17 protein-coding genes are annotated in these 18,057 nt (G+C 69.0%); 10 read left to right on the top strand and 7 right to left on the bottom strand.

Annotated features, from left to right (window positions below; translation table 11 throughout):
- The first annotated feature begins 78 nt into the window (after positions 1-78).
- The 6 genes from PV766_RS17605 to PV766_RS17580 are packed head-to-tail and all read left to right on the top strand — an operon-like array spanning position 79 to position 5,576.
- Positions 79-465, top strand: coding sequence for a Rieske (2Fe-2S) protein (locus tag PV766_RS17605; protein WP_421097551.1), 387 nt, complete (start codon positions 79-81; stop codon positions 463-465).
- A complete protein-coding gene (locus PV766_RS17600) occupies positions 462-1,688 on the top strand; it encodes an NAD(P)/FAD-dependent oxidoreductase (RefSeq protein ID WP_129977761.1) in 1,227 nt (408 codons plus the stop codon). Before PV766_RS17605 ends, PV766_RS17600 begins: the two co-directional genes overlap by 4 nt.
- Positions 1,685-3,139, top strand: a complete 1,455-nt coding sequence (locus PV766_RS17595) for an aldehyde dehydrogenase family protein (protein ID WP_421097524.1) — start codon at positions 1,685-1,687, stop codon at positions 3,137-3,139. Before PV766_RS17600 ends, PV766_RS17595 begins: the two co-directional genes overlap by 4 nt.
- Positions 3,140-3,176: 37 nt before the next feature.
- On the top strand, positions 3,177-3,533 hold the full coding sequence (locus PV766_RS17590; protein WP_129977763.1) for a Rieske (2Fe-2S) protein: 357 nt from the start codon (positions 3,177-3,179) through the stop codon (positions 3,531-3,533).
- Positions 3,530-5,128: a gamma-glutamyltransferase family protein gene (locus PV766_RS17585; protein ID WP_421097523.1), complete on the top strand. Its 1,599-nt coding sequence runs from the start codon at positions 3,530-3,532 to the stop codon at positions 5,126-5,128. Before PV766_RS17590 ends, PV766_RS17585 begins: the two co-directional genes overlap by 4 nt.
- A 28-nt stretch (positions 5,129-5,156) precedes the next feature.
- A complete protein-coding gene (locus PV766_RS17580; RefSeq protein ID WP_421097550.1) occupies positions 5,157-5,576 on the top strand; it encodes a RidA family protein in 420 nt (139 codons plus the stop codon).
- 98 nt (positions 5,577-5,674) lie between these two features.
- Here the strand turns inward: PV766_RS17580 and PV766_RS17575 are convergent, their stop codons facing one another.
- On the bottom strand, positions 5,675-6,250 hold the full coding sequence (locus PV766_RS17575) for a DUF2231 domain-containing protein (protein WP_421097522.1): 576 nt from the start codon (positions 6,248-6,250) through the stop codon (positions 5,675-5,677).
- 108 nt (positions 6,251-6,358) lie between these two features.
- Between PV766_RS17575 and PV766_RS17570 the strand changes: the two genes are divergently transcribed.
- Positions 6,359-7,450: a PDDEXK nuclease domain-containing protein gene (locus PV766_RS17570; protein WP_421097549.1), complete on the top strand. Its 1,092-nt coding sequence runs from the start codon at positions 6,359-6,361 to the stop codon at positions 7,448-7,450.
- Positions 7,451-7,483: 33 nt separating this feature from the next.
- Here the strand turns inward: PV766_RS17570 and PV766_RS17565 are convergent, their stop codons facing one another.
- Both PV766_RS17565 and PV766_RS17560 read right to left on the bottom strand, forming a co-directional pair.
- Positions 7,484-9,730, bottom strand: a complete 2,247-nt coding sequence (locus PV766_RS17565) for a DNA polymerase III subunit gamma and tau (RefSeq protein WP_421097521.1) — start codon at positions 9,728-9,730, stop codon at positions 7,484-7,486.
- 190 nt (positions 9,731-9,920) lie between these two features.
- Positions 9,921-10,610, bottom strand: a complete 690-nt coding sequence (locus PV766_RS17560; protein WP_016932250.1) for a GntR family transcriptional regulator — start codon at positions 10,608-10,610, stop codon at positions 9,921-9,923.
- Positions 10,611-10,735: 125 nt separating this feature from the next.
- On the opposite strand from PV766_RS17560, the gene PV766_RS17555 reads away from it, so the two are divergent.
- Genes PV766_RS17555 through PV766_RS17545 form a run of 3 tightly spaced genes read left to right on the top strand, consistent with a single transcriptional unit; the run spans position 10,736 to position 13,641 of the window.
- Positions 10,736-11,632 carry a sulfurtransferase gene (locus tag PV766_RS17555; protein WP_064062855.1) on the top strand — a complete coding sequence of 299 codons (897 nt, stop codon included), beginning with the start codon at positions 10,736-10,738 and terminating at the stop codon, positions 11,630-11,632.
- A 57-nt stretch (positions 11,633-11,689) separates the two neighbouring features.
- Positions 11,690-12,535: a hydroxyethylthiazole kinase gene (gene thiM, locus PV766_RS17550; protein WP_421097520.1), complete on the top strand. Its 846-nt coding sequence runs from the start codon at positions 11,690-11,692 to the stop codon at positions 12,533-12,535.
- Positions 12,535-13,641 carry an LLM class flavin-dependent oxidoreductase gene (locus PV766_RS17545; protein ID WP_421097519.1) on the top strand — a complete coding sequence of 369 codons (1,107 nt, stop codon included), beginning with the start codon at positions 12,535-12,537 and terminating at the stop codon, positions 13,639-13,641. The genes thiM and PV766_RS17545 overlap by 1 nt, the downstream gene beginning before the upstream one ends.
- Positions 13,642-13,662: 21 nt before the next feature.
- Here PV766_RS17545 and PV766_RS17540 read toward each other — a convergent pair whose 3' ends face one another.
- The 4 genes from PV766_RS17540 to PV766_RS17525 all read right to left on the bottom strand — a co-directional run bounded on the left by PV766_RS17540 (position 13,663) and on the right by PV766_RS17525 (position 18,053).
- Positions 13,663-14,439, bottom strand: coding sequence for a trypsin-like peptidase domain-containing protein (locus tag PV766_RS17540; protein WP_064062858.1), 777 nt, complete (start codon positions 14,437-14,439; stop codon positions 13,663-13,665).
- Positions 14,436-15,008, bottom strand: a complete 573-nt coding sequence (locus tag PV766_RS17535) for an HhH-GPD-type base excision DNA repair protein (protein WP_026002862.1) — start codon at positions 15,006-15,008, stop codon at positions 14,436-14,438. Before PV766_RS17535 ends, PV766_RS17540 begins: the two co-directional genes overlap by 4 nt.
- Before the next feature lie 22 nt (positions 15,009-15,030).
- Complete coding sequence (locus PV766_RS17530; RefSeq protein WP_129977810.1) at positions 15,031-16,461, bottom strand: hypothetical protein; 1,431 nt, start codon at positions 16,459-16,461, stop codon at positions 15,031-15,033.
- A 299-nt stretch (positions 16,462-16,760) separates the two neighbouring features.
- Positions 16,761-18,053 (bottom strand): aminotransferase class I/II-fold pyridoxal phosphate-dependent enzyme, encoded by a 1,293-nt coding sequence (locus PV766_RS17525; RefSeq protein WP_421097518.1) that lies wholly within the window; start codon positions 18,051-18,053, stop codon positions 16,761-16,763.
- Positions 18,054-18,057 lie beyond the last annotated feature (4 nt).

The following is an 18,057-nucleotide window of genomic DNA, read 5'->3' as shown; positions in this document are numbered from 1 at the left end:
GTGCGGGAGCGGAAGTCGCTCGCGGCTTCCGCTCCCGATGTCGCACACGAGCGAAGGAGAAGCATGTCCACCGAAATCATGGGCAGCGGGACCACCGGCACCGATGCCGCAACGGAGTCCCCGGCCTGGGTCGCCGTCGCCACGGTGAAAGAGGTGACCCGCCGCCGCAAACTCCGCGTGGAGGTCGCCGGCCTCGCGATCGCACTGTTCCATGCGAACGACCGCATCTACGCCTTCGCCGACCTGTGCATCCACCAGGACCGCTCGCTCGTGAAGGGCACACTCCTGCACGGCCGGGTCATCTGCCCCGGCCACCAGTGGCGCTTCGATCTCGAGACCGGATACGAAGAGGACCAGGACCTCTGCCAGCCGGTCTATCCCGTCCTCGTGCGCGACGAGACCGTCCTCGTCGACCCCACCCCGCGTCCGGCACCGGCCGCATCCGGAAAGGATTGCACGGCATGACCGTTCGCACCGTAGTCACCGTGGGCGCCGGCCAGGTCGCCGCCGTCGCCGCACGCACCCTGCGTCGCCGCGGCTTCGACGGACGGATCGTGCTGCTCGGCGACGAGCAGCACGCCCCCTACCAGCGTCCGCCTCTGTCGAAGGAATTCCTCGCGGGCCGTGAAGGAGTCGACTCCCTCGCGCTGCTGACCCGGAAATGGCTCGACGCCAACGACATCGACATCCGCACGGGCGTGTCGGTGCAGCGCATCGACACCGCGACCCGCACCGTCGAGTTCGACGGCGGCGAGATCGCCGCCGACGCGATCGTCCTCGCGACGGGCGGACGCCCCCGCACCCTCACCACCACCGGATCCCGTCCCGATCTCGTCCACTACCTGCGCACTGTCGACGACGCGACCGCCCTCGCGGCACGCCTGACCCCGGGGTCGAGTCTCGCAATCGTCGGTGGCGGCTTCATCGGACTCGAGATCGCTGCGACGGCACGATCTCTCGGCGTGACGGTGACGGTCCTCGAACAGGCCGAACACCTGCTCGGAGGCATTCTCGGCGAGCGGGTCGGCGGCCACTGCGCCGATCTGCACCGCCGCAACGGCGTCGACCTGCGCACCGGCACGGGTGTCGCCTCGGTGACCACCTCCGACAGCGGCGTACGGATCGAGACCACCACCGGCGGGATCGTCGAGGCCGACGCCGTGGTGGTCGGTATCGGCATCGTGCCCAACACCGACATCGCGGCGGCGAGCGGACTGACCGTCGACGGTGGGGTCGTGGTCGACGCCACCGGACGTACCTCGGTCGAGAACATCTACGCGGCAGGCGACGTCGCGAAGCGCTTCTCACCGAGGGAAGGCCGGCACATCCGCGTCGAGCACTTCGACAACGCGAACCGGCAGGCCGCGGTGGTCGCCGACACGATCGCCGGACGGCAGTCGCTCTCCGACGACCCGCACTGGTTCTGGTCGGATCAATACGACACCAACATCCAGTTCGCCGGATCGGCTTCCGGAACAACCGAACTCGTCGTCCGAGGCGATGCCGGAAGCGGAGAGTTCTCCGTCTTCTATCTCGCGGGAGACGTATTGACCGCCGCCTTCGCGATGGACCGCGGCGAGGACATCATGGCGGCCCGCGAACTCGTCGGACGCCGAGTGGACGCGGCGCTGCTCGCCGACGAGGACACCGATCTGTGGGAGATGTACGAGGAGGTCGAGCCCGCATGACGATCACCGGCCTGAACCACATCGACGGCAACTGGGTACCGGCGGCCTCCGGAGCGGTCTTCGAACGCCGCAACCCGGCCGACGAGACCGATCTGATCGGCACCTTCCCGGATTCCGACAACGTCGACGTCCGCAACGCCGTCGGCGCACTCGACAAGGCCGCGCCCGAATGGGCCGCCACCCCGCCGGAACGCCGCGCCGCGATCCTCGAAGCGGCCGCCGACCACCTCGCCGCGCGCTCGGCCGAACTCGTCGACGAACTGATCCGCGAGGAGGGCAAGACCCGCACCGAAGCGTCGATGGAGGTGAGCCGCACCCCCATGAACCTGCGCTTCTACGCGGGTGAAGCGCTGCGCGCCACCGGTGCGACCTTCCCGGCCCCCGGATCCACGACGATCTACACCGTGCGCGAACCGATCGGGATCGTCGGTGCCATCACACCGTGGAACTTCCCGCTCAACATCCCCTCCCGCAAGCTCGGGCCGGCGCTCGCCGCCGGCAACACGGTGCTGTTCAAGCCGTCCGAGATCACCCCGCTGATGGGGCAGCGACTCGTCGAGGCCCTGCTCGCCGGTGGTCTGCCGCCCGGCGCGATCGCACTCGTCCAGGGCGACGGCAAGGCAGGCGCGGCCGTGTCCGGCGACGAACGGGTCGCGGCCGTGACCTTCACCGGCTCCACCGAGGTCGGACGCGCCATCCACCGCAGCGTCGGCCCCGACCGGCGCGTGCAGCTGGAGATGGGCGGCAAGAACCCCGTCGTCGTGCTGGCCGACGCCGACCTCGACGCCGCAGCCGCACTGATCGTCAAGGGCGCCTTCGGATTGTCGGGCCAGGCGTGCACCGGCACCAGCCGTGTCGTCGCCGTCGACGCAATCCACGACGAGTTGCTCGAGAAGGTCGCCGAACGCACCCGCGCCCTGCGGGTGGGACCGGGTTCGGGTGCCGCCGTCGACCTCGGCCCGCTCGCGAGTCGCGGTCAGCTCGACAAGTTCCTCGAGTACGTCACCATCGGCACGGACGAAGGCGCACGGCTCGTGTGCGGTGGCGCGCGATGCGACGACGATGCGCTGCGAGACGGATTCTTCGTGCGGCCCACAGTGTTCGCGGACACCGCACCGGGGATGCGCCTGCTCACCGACGAGATCTTCGGACCCGTGCTGGCCTTCCAGCGCGCCGGTTCCTTCGACGAAGCCCTCGCCCTGGCGAACGACACCGCCTTCGGGCTCAGCGCCTCCGTCGTCACCCGGAGCCTCTCGGACGCCCAGCGATTCGTCGCCGGATCGAGGACCGGACTCGTGAAGGTCAACCAGCCCACCACGGGAATGGCCATGAACGCACCGTTCGGCGGTTACAAGCAGTCGAGCACGCAGACCTTCAAGGAACAGGCCGGCCCCACGCTCATGCAGTTCTACCAATCCGAGAAGACCGTCTACCTCGCCCCCGACGCCTGACCGGCGAACACCCCTACACATGCCTGGAGGAAAGACCATGGAGTTCAAACGAGTGGCCCGATCCGGGCAGGTGCCCGAAGGCATCGTCCGCCGGTTCTACGCCGACGACTACGAGTTCGCCGTCTCCCGGCTCGACGGCAAGGCGTACGCGACATCCAACTACTGCTCGCATCTCGACTGCCTGCTCTCGTCCGGCAAGCTCGTCCAGGACGGCATCGGGTGCTCCTGCCACGGAAGCGCGTTCGACCTCGCAACCGGTGAGCCGATCTGCCCTCCGGCCACCGAGCCGATCAAGACCTATCCGTGCGAGGAGCGCGACGGGGAGATCTTCGTCGGGATCGACCCCGCCGAGCCGCCGGAAGGACCGCGCCGACGCAGGATGCGGTCGGCATGACCCGGCGCGCTGTACGACCGGCGACGCTCGCTACCGGGGGCATGGTCGCGTCGAGTCATCCGCTCGCGAGTCGGGCCGGGGTCCGCGTGCTCGAAGACGGTGGTAACGCCGTCGACGCGGCCCTGGCGATGGCGGCGGTCACGTGGCTGACCCTGCCCGGGCAATGCGGCATCGGTGGCGACGCCTTCGCCGTGGTGCGCGAACCGGACGGATCGGTGTGGACGGTCAACGGCAGTGGTTACGGACCCGACGGCGGCACACCGGATTTCTACCGGGAACACGGACTCGGCGCGATCCCGCTCGACGGGGCGCTCGCCGTCGCCGTGCCCGGTGCGCCCGCCGCGCTGGCCGCACTGCACCGGCGGGGAGCGAGCAGGTCGCTGCCCGAACTGTGGGCACCGGCCGCCCGTCTCGCCGGAAGCGGCCTGCCCTGCTCGGCGAAGACCCGGACCGATGTGCAGACCGCCCTCCATGCGATCCGCGGCGACGCCGGACTCGCCTCGGTGTACACCCCGGGCGACCGTTTCCCGCGCGTCGGCGACATACTGCCGCAACCGGATCTGGCCCGCACCATCCGTGCTCTCGCCGACGATCCGGGATCGTTCTACACCGGCGCGCTCGCCGAACGCTGTGTGGCTACGCTGCAGGGGGGCGGAGCACCGTTCACCGGCGACGAATGGCAGGCCGGGGCGACAGTGGACGCGGAAGCACCGCTCACCGCCACCTATGCGGGGCACGTCGTGCACCAGACCCCGCTCCCGACGCCGGGATGGATGGTGCTGCACCAGGCCGCCCTGTGCGACGGCGCACTCGGCACGCATCCCGTGCTCGGGGCGGCATCGATCGACCGGATGGCCCGCGCGGCCACCCTCGCCTTCGAGGACAGACTCCGCTGGTGTTCGTCGGACAACGACGGGGTCGCGCGGGTGCTCGACCCCGCGAATATCGCAGCGGGTCGCGCACGGATCGACGAGCGTGCACCGGCCGGGGCGTTCGCGGTCGCCGCCGGGGACACCACGTCGTTCGTCGCCGTGGACGCCGACGGGCGGGCGGTGTCGTTCATCCATTCGCTGGCGTTCACCTTCGGCGCGAAACTCACCGTGCCCGGCACCGGCATCGTGCTCAACAACCGGCTCGGTCGCGGTGCCTACCTGATCGACGGTCACCCCAACGAGGTTGCACCGCGCCGCAAGCCCCTGCACACACTCAACGCGTGGATCGTCACCGACTCGGCGGGCGAGCTGCGGCACGTCGGCAACACCCCCGGCGGCGACGGTCAGGTGCAGTGGAACATGCAGTTGCTGTCGCACCTGCTCGATCACGGTCTCGATCCCCAGGAGGCGGTCTCGGCGCCGCGCTTCACCGTCTTCCCCGGATCGGACGCCGACGTGCTCGGCGAACCGACCGCGTTGCGGATCGAAGGTGACGTCGCCGACGGTGTGTGCGACGAACTGCGCCGGCTCGGTCACCGGGTGGAGATGCTCGAACCACTGGGCGCCGACGGAAGCGCACAGGTGATCTCGATCGACGACCGCGGAGTGCTGTCCGGCGGCAGCGATCCACGACAGGAGGGGGTGGCGCTCGGTGTCCTCTGACAGTGCTCCGCAACGGGTGTCCTCTGATATTGCTGCTGTCGCACCGCGTCCGCAGGGCCGGTACGTCCCCGCCGTACTGGCCGGCGACACCGTCCGCACGGCAGGCATGACGCCCCGGCGCGACGGCGAACTGATACTCACCGGGCGGGTCGGTGCGGAGGTCACCGTCGACGAGGCACGTGCCGCCGCGATCGTCGCGGTGGGCAACGCGCTGGCGGCGATCCGTGCGGCGCTGCCGGAGGGCACACCGTTCCGGCCGGTCGAGATGGTCGTCTACGTCGCGACCGCGCCCGGGTTCACCGACCTGTCGGTGGTCGCGGACGGCGCGTCGAACGTGATCGAACGCCAACTCGGTGTCGCCGCACTACCGGCACGCACCGCCGTCGGCGTCCACACCCTGCCCGGTGGAGCGCCGCTCGAGATCGCACTGACCGCCGTGCGCGGATAAACGGAGGCCACAACCGGGAAACGAGGCTCACAACCCCGGTGGTCGGCCATCAGGGTTGCGAGCCTCGACTGTGGGTGGTCCACCTCGGCGACGAGCGCTCACCTCTTCGCGCCGATGTCCTCGAGTTCGGCTGCGAGATCGACACTCTCGGACGGTCGCTGCCACCGATACACTCCCCCGCCCTGGGCGTAGGAGAGGTGACCGCCGAGCGCGCCGCCGACACTTACGGCGCCGAGACCGACCAGGGTCCACACCGTCCCCGTCCGGTTGTGCCGTGCGCGACGCGCGCGATAGGACGTCGCCATGCAGATCGCCCCGATCGCATTGGATACAGCATGCACCGCGCCGACCCTGCGCTGGGGAACATCGAGGGTGGAGAAGTCGGCGTATCCGGTGATCACGGTCGGAACGGCCGCGGCCAGTCCGAGGGCGACGAGTTTCCGGGACGCGTCCCGCTGACCGGGCAGCGCATCCAACACGGCAGCGGAGATCCACGATCCGATCGGGACGGTGACGAGGAGAGGATGGACGGGGTGTCCGAGCCAGGAACCTCGGAGCAGGTCGTCGACGACGGAACCGTCGAGGACTCGCCGTATGCGCTGCGCGATGCGCTCGGCGGGCCGATCCACAGCGTCGAAGGATTCGACGGCGCGCAGGAGTTCGTGCAGGTTCATGATGGGGCGATACCCGTCGGCAGCAGATACGAATCGCCGGGTGACCGCGATGCGACGGCACCCTTCGATCGCCGGCCATGACGAGGGCGGCATTCGTATTTCTGTCGTATCCCGAGGGCACCATGTGGCCGTGACCGAAAGACCGTCGGGCTTCCCGAGGACTATCCGCAATTCCTGGACGAACTCGAAGCACAGGTTCGTCGAGCGCGTCTACGGGCTACACGCGCCGCGAATACCGAACTGCTGATCCTGTATTGGACGCTCGGGCACTCCCTTCTCGAGCGTCAACGTGTACACGGCTGGGGATCGAAGGTCGTCGACCAACTGGCCAGGGACCTGCGCTCCGAGTTTCCACACATGCGCGGTCTCTCGCGCCGCAATCTCTTCTACATGCGGTCCTTCGCGGACGCCTGGCCCCAGGAAACAGTGCAACAGCCTGTTGCACAATTGCCATGGGGACATGTGACGGTCCTTCTCGACAAGCTCGACAACCGAGAGCTTCGCGACTGGTACGCAGCTCGCGCAGCAGAACACGGGTGGTCGCGTCACGTTCTGACCCATCAGATCGCCGGGCAGTTACATCGCCGTGTAGGTGCCGCACCGTCGAATTTTCCGGACCATCTTCCTCCACAGGACTCCGACCTCGCACAGCAACTCGTCCGCGACCCGTACATCTTCGATTTCCTCGATCTCGACGAGCGGGCCGCGGAACGAGAACTCGAAGCGGCACTGATGACACGCCTCGAACAGGTACTCCTCGAACTGGGGCACGGGTTCGCGTTCATCGGCCGCCAGTACCACTTCACCGTCGACCACGACGACTTCTACATCGACCTGCTCTTCTTCAACTGGATTCAGTCGCGCTTCGTGGTGGTCGAGCTGAAGATCGGCCGGTTCGAGCCCGAATACGCCGGCAAACTCGGTTTCTACGTCTCCTGGGTGGACGAGAACCTGCGAGTCGCGGACCGGCACGCACCGACCATCGGGATCCTGCTGTGCGCGGGGCGCAACGACAACGTCGTGCGCTATTCGCTCGCGGGCACGACCGCTCCCTCGGCGGTTGCGAACTACACCTACGACACCCTGCCCGAACCCATCCGCGAACTCGTGCCTACCGACAGCGAACTCGCCGACACGGTCGATGCGACCTGGGACGAGCTCACGCCGGACCGCACCGACGGAGACGATCCGCAGAGCTGACACCGTTCGTCGGCAGCTCCGGACGCGGTACGACTATTTCTCGTCGAGCGGTTTCGCTCCCAGTACGTCCTTGAGCAGTTCGATGGCGACTTCCTCCGGATCGCGACGCGTCGACGGATCGCCGGGTGTGGCGGCCTCGGCGAACATCTCCTCGACGTCCGCCTCCGTCATCTGCGACGGGTCGGGCGGCGGCGCGTCGTAGCCCGGCCCCGGATCGTCGGGGAGATCGGGGGCTTCGGGCGGCGGGATGTCGTCGACGTTCTCGACGGACGGACGTGTGAAGGTCGGGGCTGCGGAAGCGGAAGCGGTGGCCACCGGCCGCTGCGGTGCGGCGGAGGCTTCGGCGGGCACAGCCGGCGCGGCGTTCTTCGCCTGACTCGGCCGGGAGAAACGGGGCTGACCTGCGGGGCGCGAATTCTTCTCGGGCGCCTGGGTTCTGACGGGCACCTCCGCAGCCGAACCGTGTACGCAGGTGACCTCGAACTCCCCACCGAAGACCTCGTGCAGCGCATCGGCGATGACTGCAGCGTTGCGCGGGTCGGCGAGTCGCTTCGCGAGCGGAGCGGAGTCGTGCACGAGCACGACGCGCGTGCCGTCGACCGAGCGCACGGTGGCGCCCGAGAGCATCACCTCGACGGTGCGGCTCCGTTCGCGGACCTTCGCGCGCACCTCCGACCACACGCCCCGCATCTGGGCTGCATCGGGACCGCTGGTCGCGCGGACAGGTTCGGGCTCGGGTTCGGGAGCAACCGGCTCCTCGATCTCGGGTGCAGGCGCGGGCGACGGAATCTCCTGCCCGACACCCTCGTCGGGCACACTCTGCGGCTGCGACACCTCCGGAACGACGGGAGGCGGCACCGCAGCGGGAGGCGGCGTCGGGGCAGATACCGACTGGGCCGGTTCAGGCTGCATCGGTGCCTGCGGGGCGGGGGCCTGCTGGACAGGGGTCTGCTGGACAGAGGCTTCCGGTTGCGGCCGAGTGGCCTCGCGAGGCGGCGCGGCAGGCGGCACCTCGCTCACTCGGCGCTGGGAGGGTCGCTGGAAACGCGCTGCGGGCTCGTCGGGCGAGAGGGGCGGTGTGGCAGGGGCGGACACGGGCCTCGGTGCAGCATCTCCGGCCGGAGGCGCGACGATACCCTGTTCGAGACGTTCGAGCCGTTGCAGCACAGCGGTTTCCGCATCGGATGCCGCGGGGAGCAGCATGCGCGCACACATCACCTCGAGCAGCAGTCGCGGCGACGTCGCCCCACGCATCTCGCCGAGCCCGGCGTGCACGATCTCGGCGTAGCGCGTGAGGGTGGCCGGACCCAGACGGGTCGCTTCGTCGCGCATCCGCTCGAGGACGTCGCCGGGTGCGTCGACGAGCCCACGCTCGGCGGCATCGGGCACCGACTTCATGAGAATGAGGTCGCGGAGGCGTTCGAGCAGGTCGACGGCGAAGCGACGCGGGTCGTGTCCGGCGTCCATGACCTTCTCGACGGTGCCGAACAGCCCCGCGCCGTCACCGGCCGCGAGCGAATCGACGGCCTCGTCGATGAGCGCCACGTCGGTGACGCCGAGCAGCGACAGGGCGCGGTCGTAGGTAACGCCTTCGGGTCCGGCGCCGGCGAGGAGCTGGTCCATCACCGACAGCGAGTCGCGAGGGGATCCGCCACCGGCGCGGATGACCAGCGGGTAGACCGCATCCTCGACCGGAATGTTCTCCTGGCCGCAGATCTGTTCGAGCAGCCCCCGCATCGCGGTGGGGGCGAGCAGCCGGAACGGGTAGTGGTGCGTGCGCGACCGGATGGTCGGCAGCACTTTCTCGGGCTCGGTGGTCGCGAAGACGAAGATCAGGTGCTCCGGCGGCTCTTCCACGATCTTGAGCAGGGCATTGAAGCCCTGCGTGGTGACCATGTGCGCCTCGTCGATGATGAAGATGCGGTAGCGCGACTCGGCGGGAGCGTAGAAGGCGCGGTCGCGGAGTTCGCGGGTGTCGTCGACACCGCCGTGGCTCGCGGCATCGAGTTCGGTGACGTCGAGATTGCCGCCGCCACCCGGCCCGAGCGACACGCACGACCGGCACGTACCGCAGGGCGTCGAGGTGGGGCCCGTCTCGCAGTTGAGCGAGCGGGCGAGGATACGGGCCGAGGACGTCTTGCCGCATCCACGAGGACCCGAGAACAGGTAGGCGTGGTTGATGCGGCCTGTGTCGAGCGCCGTGCTGATGGGCACGGTGACGTGCTCCTGCCCCACCACCTCCGCGAAGGTCGCAGGTCGATACTTCCGGTACAGAGCCACGCGCCGAGCGTACCGGCGGCGGCCGACACGCACGGAGGTCGGTCCGCCACCCTCTGTGGCCGAGACCACTCCTGCGTCGGGCGTATACCGAGATCCATCGCGCCTGACGCCCCGGCCCGGGCACGATCCACCCTGGCGATCCCCGAGCTCGAGGACGAAGGAGTCGTCACGGTCGAGGAGGAGGGCGGGCTCAGCCGCGAGCGAAGAGGCGGATGCGCTGCTCGCGGCTGCGCTCGAGATGAGCACGCATGTGCTCACGGGCCGCGGACTCGTTCCGCGCCCGCAACGCGCCGAGGATCTGCGCGTGCTCCCGGTTGAGCAGATCGGGTTCGCCGTAGTTGGACGGCGGCCCGGAGTCGTAGATCCGCAGCTGGGTGGTCAGTCGCACGAGCAACGTCGTGATCGTCGTGTTGTGCGCGGCCTGCCACAGCGCCTCGTGGAACCGGAAGTTCCCGATGCGCACCGCGGCATCGTCGGTGGCGGAGCAGCACGAATCGTGCAGCCGCTCGAGCCGGGCCATGTCGAGATCGGTGTGCCGGACCGCCGCGGCGCCGGCCGCCTCGGATTCGAGCGCGACGCGCGCCGCATAGATCTCGATGACGTCCTCGGGAGTACCGGAACGCACCCGGAAGCCGCGGCTCGCCCGTTCGAGCAGACCGTCGTGCGCGAGCCAGTTGAGCGCCTCGCGGATGGGGGTGCGGGAGGCCCCGTAGGTCTCGCTGAGCTGGGTCTCGTGCAGAGCGGCGCCGCGCGGGAACTTCCCGGCGAGGATGTCCGAGCGCAGGCGCAGGTACTGCCTGGAGGTCTGGTCGTCGCGCCCGGTGGGCGGTTCGACGAGAAGCGAGCTCTCCAGCTCGGCCGTCGCGTCCTGCTCGGTCATCTACACCCTCCGTAGGCATGCCGGTTACGTGCGCCGATTATGCCACTGTCAACGTGCGAATACTTGCGTATACGCTATCCGTCGTTTAGCGTCGGTCGGGCGAACACGACGAGAGGACCGAACGCGTGACCGAGGCGAGTTTTCGAGACGAGCAGGTGCTGATCAGCGCCGACGAGCTCTCGAACGATCCCGGTGCATACACCGTCCTGCACGCCACGGTCACCTTTCCGAAGCCCCGATTCGACGGCGACTACCGGCCGGAATCCGGCTACGCGACCTGGCGCGCCGCACACATCCCCGGGTCCCTGCACGCCGACCTGCTCGGTGGATTCAGCGCCCCGGACCCCGACCTGCACTTCACCCGTCCCACTCCGGACGCCCTCGCGGCAGCCCTGGCCGAACTCGGCGTGGCCCCCGAGGCCGACCTCGTCGTCTACGACGACGGTGGCATGACCTGGGCGTCCCGGCTGTGGTGGATGCTGCGCAACATCGGCGTCTCCGCCCGCGTCCTCGACGGCGGCTTCGCCCGCTGGACCGCACTCGACCTGCCCGTGGAGGCCGGCGACGCCGCCGAACGCCACCCCGCCACGCCTCGGACCGCGCGGACCGACCGCGGCCTGTGGCGCGACCGCGACGACGTGCTCGCCGTGGTGTCCGGCGACGCACCGGGCACCCTCGTCTGCGCGCTCGACGCCGCGCAGTTCGCGGGCACCGTCACCACCCGTTACGCACGCCGCGGGCACATCGACGGGAGCCGGAACCTGCCGGCCAAGAGCCTGCTCACCGACGGGATCCTGCGGAGCACCGATCGGATCGGCGAGCTGACCGAGCAGGTTCTCACCGACACGTCCCGGCCGCTGATCCTGTACTGCGGTGGCGGCGTCTCGGCCTGCCTGCTGGCGCTCGCCCTGGTACGGACGGGACACGACGACGTCGCCGTCTACGACGGCTCGCTCGAGGAGTGGACGGCCGACCCCGCCCTCCCCATGCGGACCCTCGGAGAAGAGAAGGGCGGCGCATGATGCGATGTCCGCGATCCTGACCGCTTCGTCCTCTCCCCTCCCCCGACAGGATCTTCCGTGACCACGATCCCCACCATCGACGATCTCGCCGCCACCCTCGACGCTCTGCGCGCGCGGACTCCGCTCGTACACTCGCTGACCAACATCGTCTCGGCCAACTTCCTCACCAACGTGCTGCTCGCCGCGGGCGCCAGCAACGCGCACATCGACAATGCCCATGAGGCAGGCGATTTTGCACGCATCGCCGGTGGAGTGCTCGTCAACCTCGGCACGCCCTTCGACGAAACCTCGGTGGCCTTCACCCGCGCGGCCGAGGCGGCGCACGAGGCCGGCACCCCCTGGGTCCTCGACCCCGTCGGTGTGGGCGGACTCGCGTGGCGCACCTCGCTCGCCGCCGACCTGCTGAAGTTCCGTCCCACCGCGATCCGCGGCAACGCCTCCGAGATCATCGCGCTGGCCGGTCCGGGTGGCGACACGCGCGGCGTCGACAGCGCCGACGAGGCCGCTGCCGCCGTGCCCGCCGCCCTGACCCTGCTCGATCACGCCGACGCCGTGTCGGCCTCCGGTCCCGTCGACCATCTCGTCGGCCGCGACCGCGAAGGCTCGATCGTCGGGCTACGCATCGCCGGTGGCAGCGCGATGCTGCCGCGCGTGACCTCCACGGGATGCTCTCTCGGTGGTCTCGTCGCCGCCTACCTCGCGGTCGCGGAGACCCCGCTCGCCGGCCTCGCGGCAGCACACACGCACGTCGCGGTGGCTTCCGAGATCGCCGAGGAGAACTCCACCGGCCCAGGCTCGTTCGCCGTCGCCTACCTCGACGCCCTGTTCACCGTGGACGCCGACACGGTGCGCGCCCGCGCCCGCGTCGAGCCGTTCGAACTCCCCTCGAAGGACACGAAGTAATGCCTGTCAAGACCTTCTGGTATCTCACCCAGGCCGACGGCGACTACCCCTGGAGCCCCGGCGGGTTGTACCCGGTGGACGGGCAGCGGCAGATCGAACTCGCGAAGACCATCGACGACGGCGGCTTCGAGGGCGCGCTCGTCGCCACCTGGCCGAACGATCCGTTCATCTCGGCGACGTGGGCGGCCGCGCACACCAGCCGGATGAAGTTCCTCGTCGCGATCTACGCGAACATGATGCCCGCGCGACTGCTCGCCGAGAAGGCCCTGACCTTCGACGCGTTCAGCGGTGGCCGCCTGATGATCAACTCGGTCAACGGCCGGGAGAACATCCTCACCAAGTACGACATGAACGTCGAGCACGACCGGCGGTACGAGCTCGGCGAGAAGTACTGGGACGAATTCCGCCGGATCTACGCCGAGGGCACCGAGTCGAACTTCCCGAACACCCCGTTGCGTATCGACGCGCCGGCCGACCGTGCGGTGCCGCTGTGGGGCACGGGCGACTCCCCCGCCGGCCTGCAGAACGCCGGCAAGATCCTCGACGCCTATCTGATCATGCTGCGCGAGACCTCGTTCGTCACGCAGAAGTTCACCGCTGCCCGCGCATCCGCTGCTGCGGAGGGACGCGAGTACACCGACTTCGGCGCACTGTCCGGTGTGATCGTGCGCCCGAGCCGGGACGAAGCGATCGAGCGGTTCCGGTCGCTGTTCGAGAAGGCCGGCATCGAGCAGATCCAGGACGTGCTCGACAAGGCGGTCCGCCGCCGCACCCACGGCAAGCAGGACCTGAAGACCTTCACCGCGCGCGACGCGCAGCGGCAGGGCTGGGTCGACTCCATCAACGCCGGCACGCTGCCCGAACCCGAGGACCTGTATCTCGGCGACGGCCTCTACGCGGGCATCACCGCGTGGTCACCGCTGGACATCTTTGCCACGGGTTCGTCGGCGGTCTACTACGTCGGCGCCCCGGACGAGATCACCGGCCACGTGCGCACCCTGCGCGACGCGACCGGACCGACCTCCCTGATCCTCGCCGGATGGCCGCTCATCGAAGAAGCGAAGAACGTTGCGGAGCACCTGATTCCGCGTTTCGAGAAGCTCTGACGGTAACGCCGGCGGGATCGGTCAGGGGGTGTCGACGAGACGGAACCCCGACCCGATCCCGTCGCGCGCGTCGATCTCGGCGAGGATCCGGTCGGCCCGCTGGTAGGCGGCGAATCTCGTATCGGGAACCTGCCGGTCGCCGGAGACCCGGGTCGGCGGGAACCGGTATCCCACGGACAGTCCCAGCCACTCACCCGTCTCGGCACGTACGAGCGGACCCCCGGAGTCGCCCGGTCGCATGAGCAACGGCGACGACATCAGGTTCTCGTCCACCCGCACCTCGCCGGTCGCGCAGGCCACCGACGTGCTTCGCCCTGCCGCGCAGTGTGTCCCGACCGGCAGCTCGCCCTCGTCGAACGCCGCCACCGACTCGAGCACCACACGTTCTCCGCGGTCGTTCGGCGCCGACGTGTTCGACCCCCGTACGCGGGTCTCGTCGAGGACGACCACCGCGTAATCGGCGATCTCGTCGGTGGGGAATCCGAGCGGATCGATCGAACCCGTACTCGCGACATCCGTTTCGGCACCGATGGCACCTCGATGCTGTTCGTCGACCTTCCAGACCGGCGACGATCCCGTTCGATAGCAGTGCCCCGCCGTGATGGCGACCAGACGACCCGCGTCGTCGTGCCCGACCGCCGCGACCGAACACCAGCCCGGTGTCGGCTCCGGCGAGAACGAGATCCCGTCGCCGGGCCGGAGGACGACCCGGTCGTCTCCCCCGCCCGCCGAAGCCACGCCCGACGCTCCGGAAGCGAATGCGGCAGCGGCACAACACACTGCGAATGCGCGTCTCACGACTTCTTCGCAGCCTTCATCGACTTCTTGAACTCGCGCACCTCACGCAACGACTGCTCGTCGACGACGTCGGCGATCGACCGGCGCGCGCCTTCGTGCCCGTAGTCGCCGGCAGCTTCCCGCCACCCTTCGGGCCGCACGCCGATCTGCTTGCCGAGCAGTGCCAGGAAGATGCGTGCCTTCTGGTCGCCGTAACCCGGCAGCTTCTTCAGCCTCCGCAGAACTTCCTTGCCGTCCGGGTGGCCGGACGTCCACAATGCTGCGGCGTCGCCGTCGTAGTCCTCGACGATCGCCGCGCACAGCGCCTGGATCCGCTGACCCATCGACGTGGGGAACCGGTGTACGGCCGGTTGCTGCGCACACACCGCGACGAACTCGTCGGGATCCGCCGACGCGATGCGGTGCACGTCGAGACCACCGAGACGGTCGGCGAGCTTCTTCGGTCCCGCGAACGCGACCTCCATCGGCACCTGCTGGTCGAGCAGCATGCCGATGAGAAGGGCCAGCGGATCCTCGGCCAGCAGTGCGTCGGCGTCGGGATCTCCGACCAGGTTCAGCGTCGATGACATGACGACGATCATGCCCTGCGCGTCAGGGCCGGCGCCACACGACCACCGCGATCACGATGCCCAGGGTGAGGGCGATCGACGTGGTCAGCGCATGCAACCAGTGCGGGAAGAGAGTCGGTTGCGACGTTGCCGGAACGGCGGCCAGCGCAGCGAACAACGCCACGACGGCGATGACCGACGCGGCCGCGGACCACCCCTGGGCGAGGCGGGTGTGCCTCGCCCCGCGCAGCTCCGCACTGTGCAGCAACGCGTGCTCGACGACTTCCACGATCTCGGACAGTTCCGCGTCGAGTTCCGCCATCTCGGCGGCGACCCGGCCGGCCATGAGGGCGCGCAGCTGGGTGGGGTGCGTCCACGAGTGGAACCGGTCGTCGTGGAGCGATTCCTTGCGCAGGAGAAGGCGGTCCATCCGGCGGGCCTGCATGATCGCGATGTCGTCGAGAACGGTGGCCAGCCGATCCCCGCGGAGCCCGTCGGGGTGGCGCAGACGGTCCATGATCGTCCAGTAGTCGGCCGAGGCCCGCGCTCGCACCGCCACCCACGGGATGAGCCCGTAGATCATCTCGCGAGTGCCGTGCCCGACATAGTCGCTGCCGAGAGAGGTGGCCTCGAGGTCGAACAGCACCGCACCGGAATCCTCCCGCACAGCGAGGGCGGCGCCCGGCTGCACGGGCCGGTCCACCAGCGGCACGCGGTCCCATCCCCACAGCACACCCCAGGACCGTGCCGCGGCGCGAGCCTCCGGACCGATACGCGGTCCGTCGACGAGAGAACGGACGCGCTCGCCACCGCTGGAGAGCACTTCCACGACCATCCCCTCGACGACCTCCCGATCACCTACTCCCCGGTGGCGGTGGACGACGAGTTCGTGGAGGGGACGGAACGTCGTCGGCGCGCACAACCGCCTGTTCAGACCCGGGAACACATCGTTCAGGCAATCGTCGGCCGTCAGCTCGAAGGGTGCGAGGAACTCGCCGAGCACGGGACGCAGACCGGCTCCGTCGCGGTCCTGCAGCGGGTCGCTCCGCCAGTCGATCAGCGGGGAGCCGTTGTCCGTCAGCGATTCCAGCGCCAGCACGAGGCCGTGACCCGGAACGTCCCACAGCGACACGCACGTCGCGGGGTGACCCACATACGGCCGGGTCGCATCCGGGGCCTCCCGCAGCGAACCCGTCGACGCGCCGAACGAGACGACCGGCCGTGCCGGGTCGACGATGTGCCGGAAGGCGAGCAGGCACGGCGGACGCACACCGTGGTCGGTATCGGGGTGATCGGCGATGCGTGCGGGAAGGAAGGGCTCCATCTTCTCGACGGGCGGAACTCGCGGCGGCGTCTCGGGCGCCGCCTCGATGTCGAGCGCCAGGAGGAACACCTTCAGTACGCCGACACACCCCGTGACAGATCCGACGGCCGATACGCCGACTCCGGAATCCACGAGCGCGCGGTTTTCCATCACACTCACCACTTCCGAACCCGCCGCACGGTATGCGGCGACCCTGACCCGCGAGTATGTCAGGTCGGGAGGGGAAAGCAAGTCGGTGTGACGCCGGGTCACGAAAACGCTCCGAACAGGGTGGTTCGGGGTTGTCCACCGCCCATCCACGTGTTGTCCACAACTTTATCCACAGGCTGGGAACAAACTCACAGACTCTGCCGCCGGGGAGGTACGCAACACAGAAAAGAGGCTCGCAACACCGGCAGTCACTGCTGGTGTTGCGAGCCTCGTCCTCGCGTTGCGGGCCTGTCGGCGCACTACTTACGGGCGAGCGCCTTCTCTGCTGCGGCGAGCAGCACGCAGGTCGCGACACCGTCCATGGCCTTCTCCAGCTCACCGAGCGAAGGGAAGCTCGGGGCGAGACGGATGTTCTTGTTCTCGGGGTCCTTCTTGTACGGGAACGCCGAACCGGCACCCGTCAGCGCGATCCCCGCTTCCTTCGCCAGGGCGATGACACGGGCTGCCGTGCCCTCGACGACGTCGAGGCTGATGAAGTATCCACCCTCGGGCTCGGTCCACGACGCGACCTTCGACGCACCCAGGCGTTCCTCCAGGACGCGGCGGACCAGCGCGAACTTCGGCGCGAGGATCTCGCGGTGCTTCGCCATGTGGGCGCGCACACCCTCGGCGTCGCGGAAGAAGCGCAGGTGGCGCAGCTGGTTGACCTTGTCGGGGCCGATGGACTTGATGCCCAGGTACTTCTGGTACCAGGCGAGGTTCTCGGTGGAGCTGCCGAAGAAACTCACGCCTGCGCCGGCGAAGGTGATCTTCGAGGTGGACGCCAGCGCGAACACGCGATTGGGGTGACCGGCCTGCGCGGCCAGGCCGAGGATGTCGATCGCGGGCGCGAGGTGCTCGGTGAGCGGATGCACCGCGTAGGCGTTGTCCCAGAAGATCCGGAAGTCGGGAGCGGCCGCCGGCATCGACACCAGCTCGCGGGCGACCTCCTCGGAGTACACCGCTCCGGTCGGATTCGAGTAGGTGGGCACCGTCCACATGCCCTTGATCTGTGGATCGTTCGCGACGAGATCGGCGACGAACCGCACGTCGGGGCCGTCCTCGCGCAGCGGCACGGGGATCATCTCGATGCCGAGCGACTCGGTGATCGCGAAGTGCCGGTCGTAGCCGGGTGCCGGGCACAGGAACTTGACGACCGACTCCTGCGACCACGGGCGCGGCGAGTCGACCGTGCCGTGCAGCAACGACCAGACGACGAGATCGTGCATGATCTCGAGGCTCGCGTTGTTGCCCGCGATGAGGTTCTCGGCGGGGATGTTCAGTAACTCGGCGAAGATCGCGCGGAGCTCGGGCAGGCCCGTCAGACCACCGTAGTTACGGGTGTCGGTGCCGTTACCGTCGCGGAAATCGTCGGCACCGGGCAGCGACAGCAACTTTGCGGAGAGGTCGAGCTGCTCGGGCGAGGGCTTGCCGCGGGTCAGGTCCAGCGTCAGCTTCTCCGACTTCAACCGTTCGTAGTTGGCGGACTGGCGCTCGTGCTCTGCAACGAGTTCCTCATGGCTCATCAACCCGAACTGGGTCTGCGTAGGCATGCGG

It is taken from the genome of Rhodococcus sp. As11 (assembly GCF_048957735.1).
In the GTDB taxonomy this organism is placed as follows: domain Bacteria; phylum Actinomycetota; class Actinomycetes; order Mycobacteriales; family Mycobacteriaceae; genus Rhodococcus; species Rhodococcus gordoniae.
The sequence above is the reverse complement of the archived record's forward strand: the minus strand, read 5'-3'. Positions and strand labels throughout refer to the sequence as shown.

Coding starts and splice junctions, on each gene's coding strand:
- PV766_RS17590 (WP_129977763.1), top strand. CDS start 3,177: ATGGAGTTCAAACGAGTGGCCCGATCCGGGCAGGTGCCCGAAGGCATC.
- PV766_RS17575 (WP_421097522.1), bottom strand. CDS start 6,250: ATGAACCTGCACGAACTCCTGCGCGCCGTCGAATCCTTCGACGCTGTG.
- PV766_RS17545 (WP_421097519.1), top strand. CDS start 12,535: ATGCCTGTCAAGACCTTCTGGTATCTCACCCAGGCCGACGGCGACTAC.
- PV766_RS17535 (WP_026002862.1), bottom strand. CDS start 15,008: ATGTCATCGACGCTGAACCTGGTCGGAGATCCCGACGCCGACGCACTG.
- PV766_RS17560 (WP_016932250.1), bottom strand. CDS start 10,610: ATGACCGAGCAGGACGCGACGGCCGAGCTGGAGAGCTCGCTTCTCGTC.
- PV766_RS17605 (WP_421097551.1), top strand. CDS start 79: ATGGGCAGCGGGACCACCGGCACCGATGCCGCAACGGAGTCCCCGGCC.
- PV766_RS17585 (WP_421097523.1), top strand. CDS start 3,530: ATGACCCGGCGCGCTGTACGACCGGCGACGCTCGCTACCGGGGGCATG.
- PV766_RS17525 (WP_421097518.1), bottom strand. CDS start 18,053: ATGCCTACGCAGACCCAGTTCGGGTTGATGAGCCATGAGGAACTCGTT.
- PV766_RS17595 (WP_421097524.1), top strand. CDS start 1,685: ATGACGATCACCGGCCTGAACCACATCGACGGCAACTGGGTACCGGCG.
- PV766_RS17530 (WP_129977810.1), bottom strand. CDS start 16,461: ATGGAAAACCGCGCGCTCGTGGATTCCGGAGTCGGCGTATCGGCCGTC.
- PV766_RS17600 (WP_129977761.1), top strand. CDS start 462: ATGACCGTTCGCACCGTAGTCACCGTGGGCGCCGGCCAGGTCGCCGCC.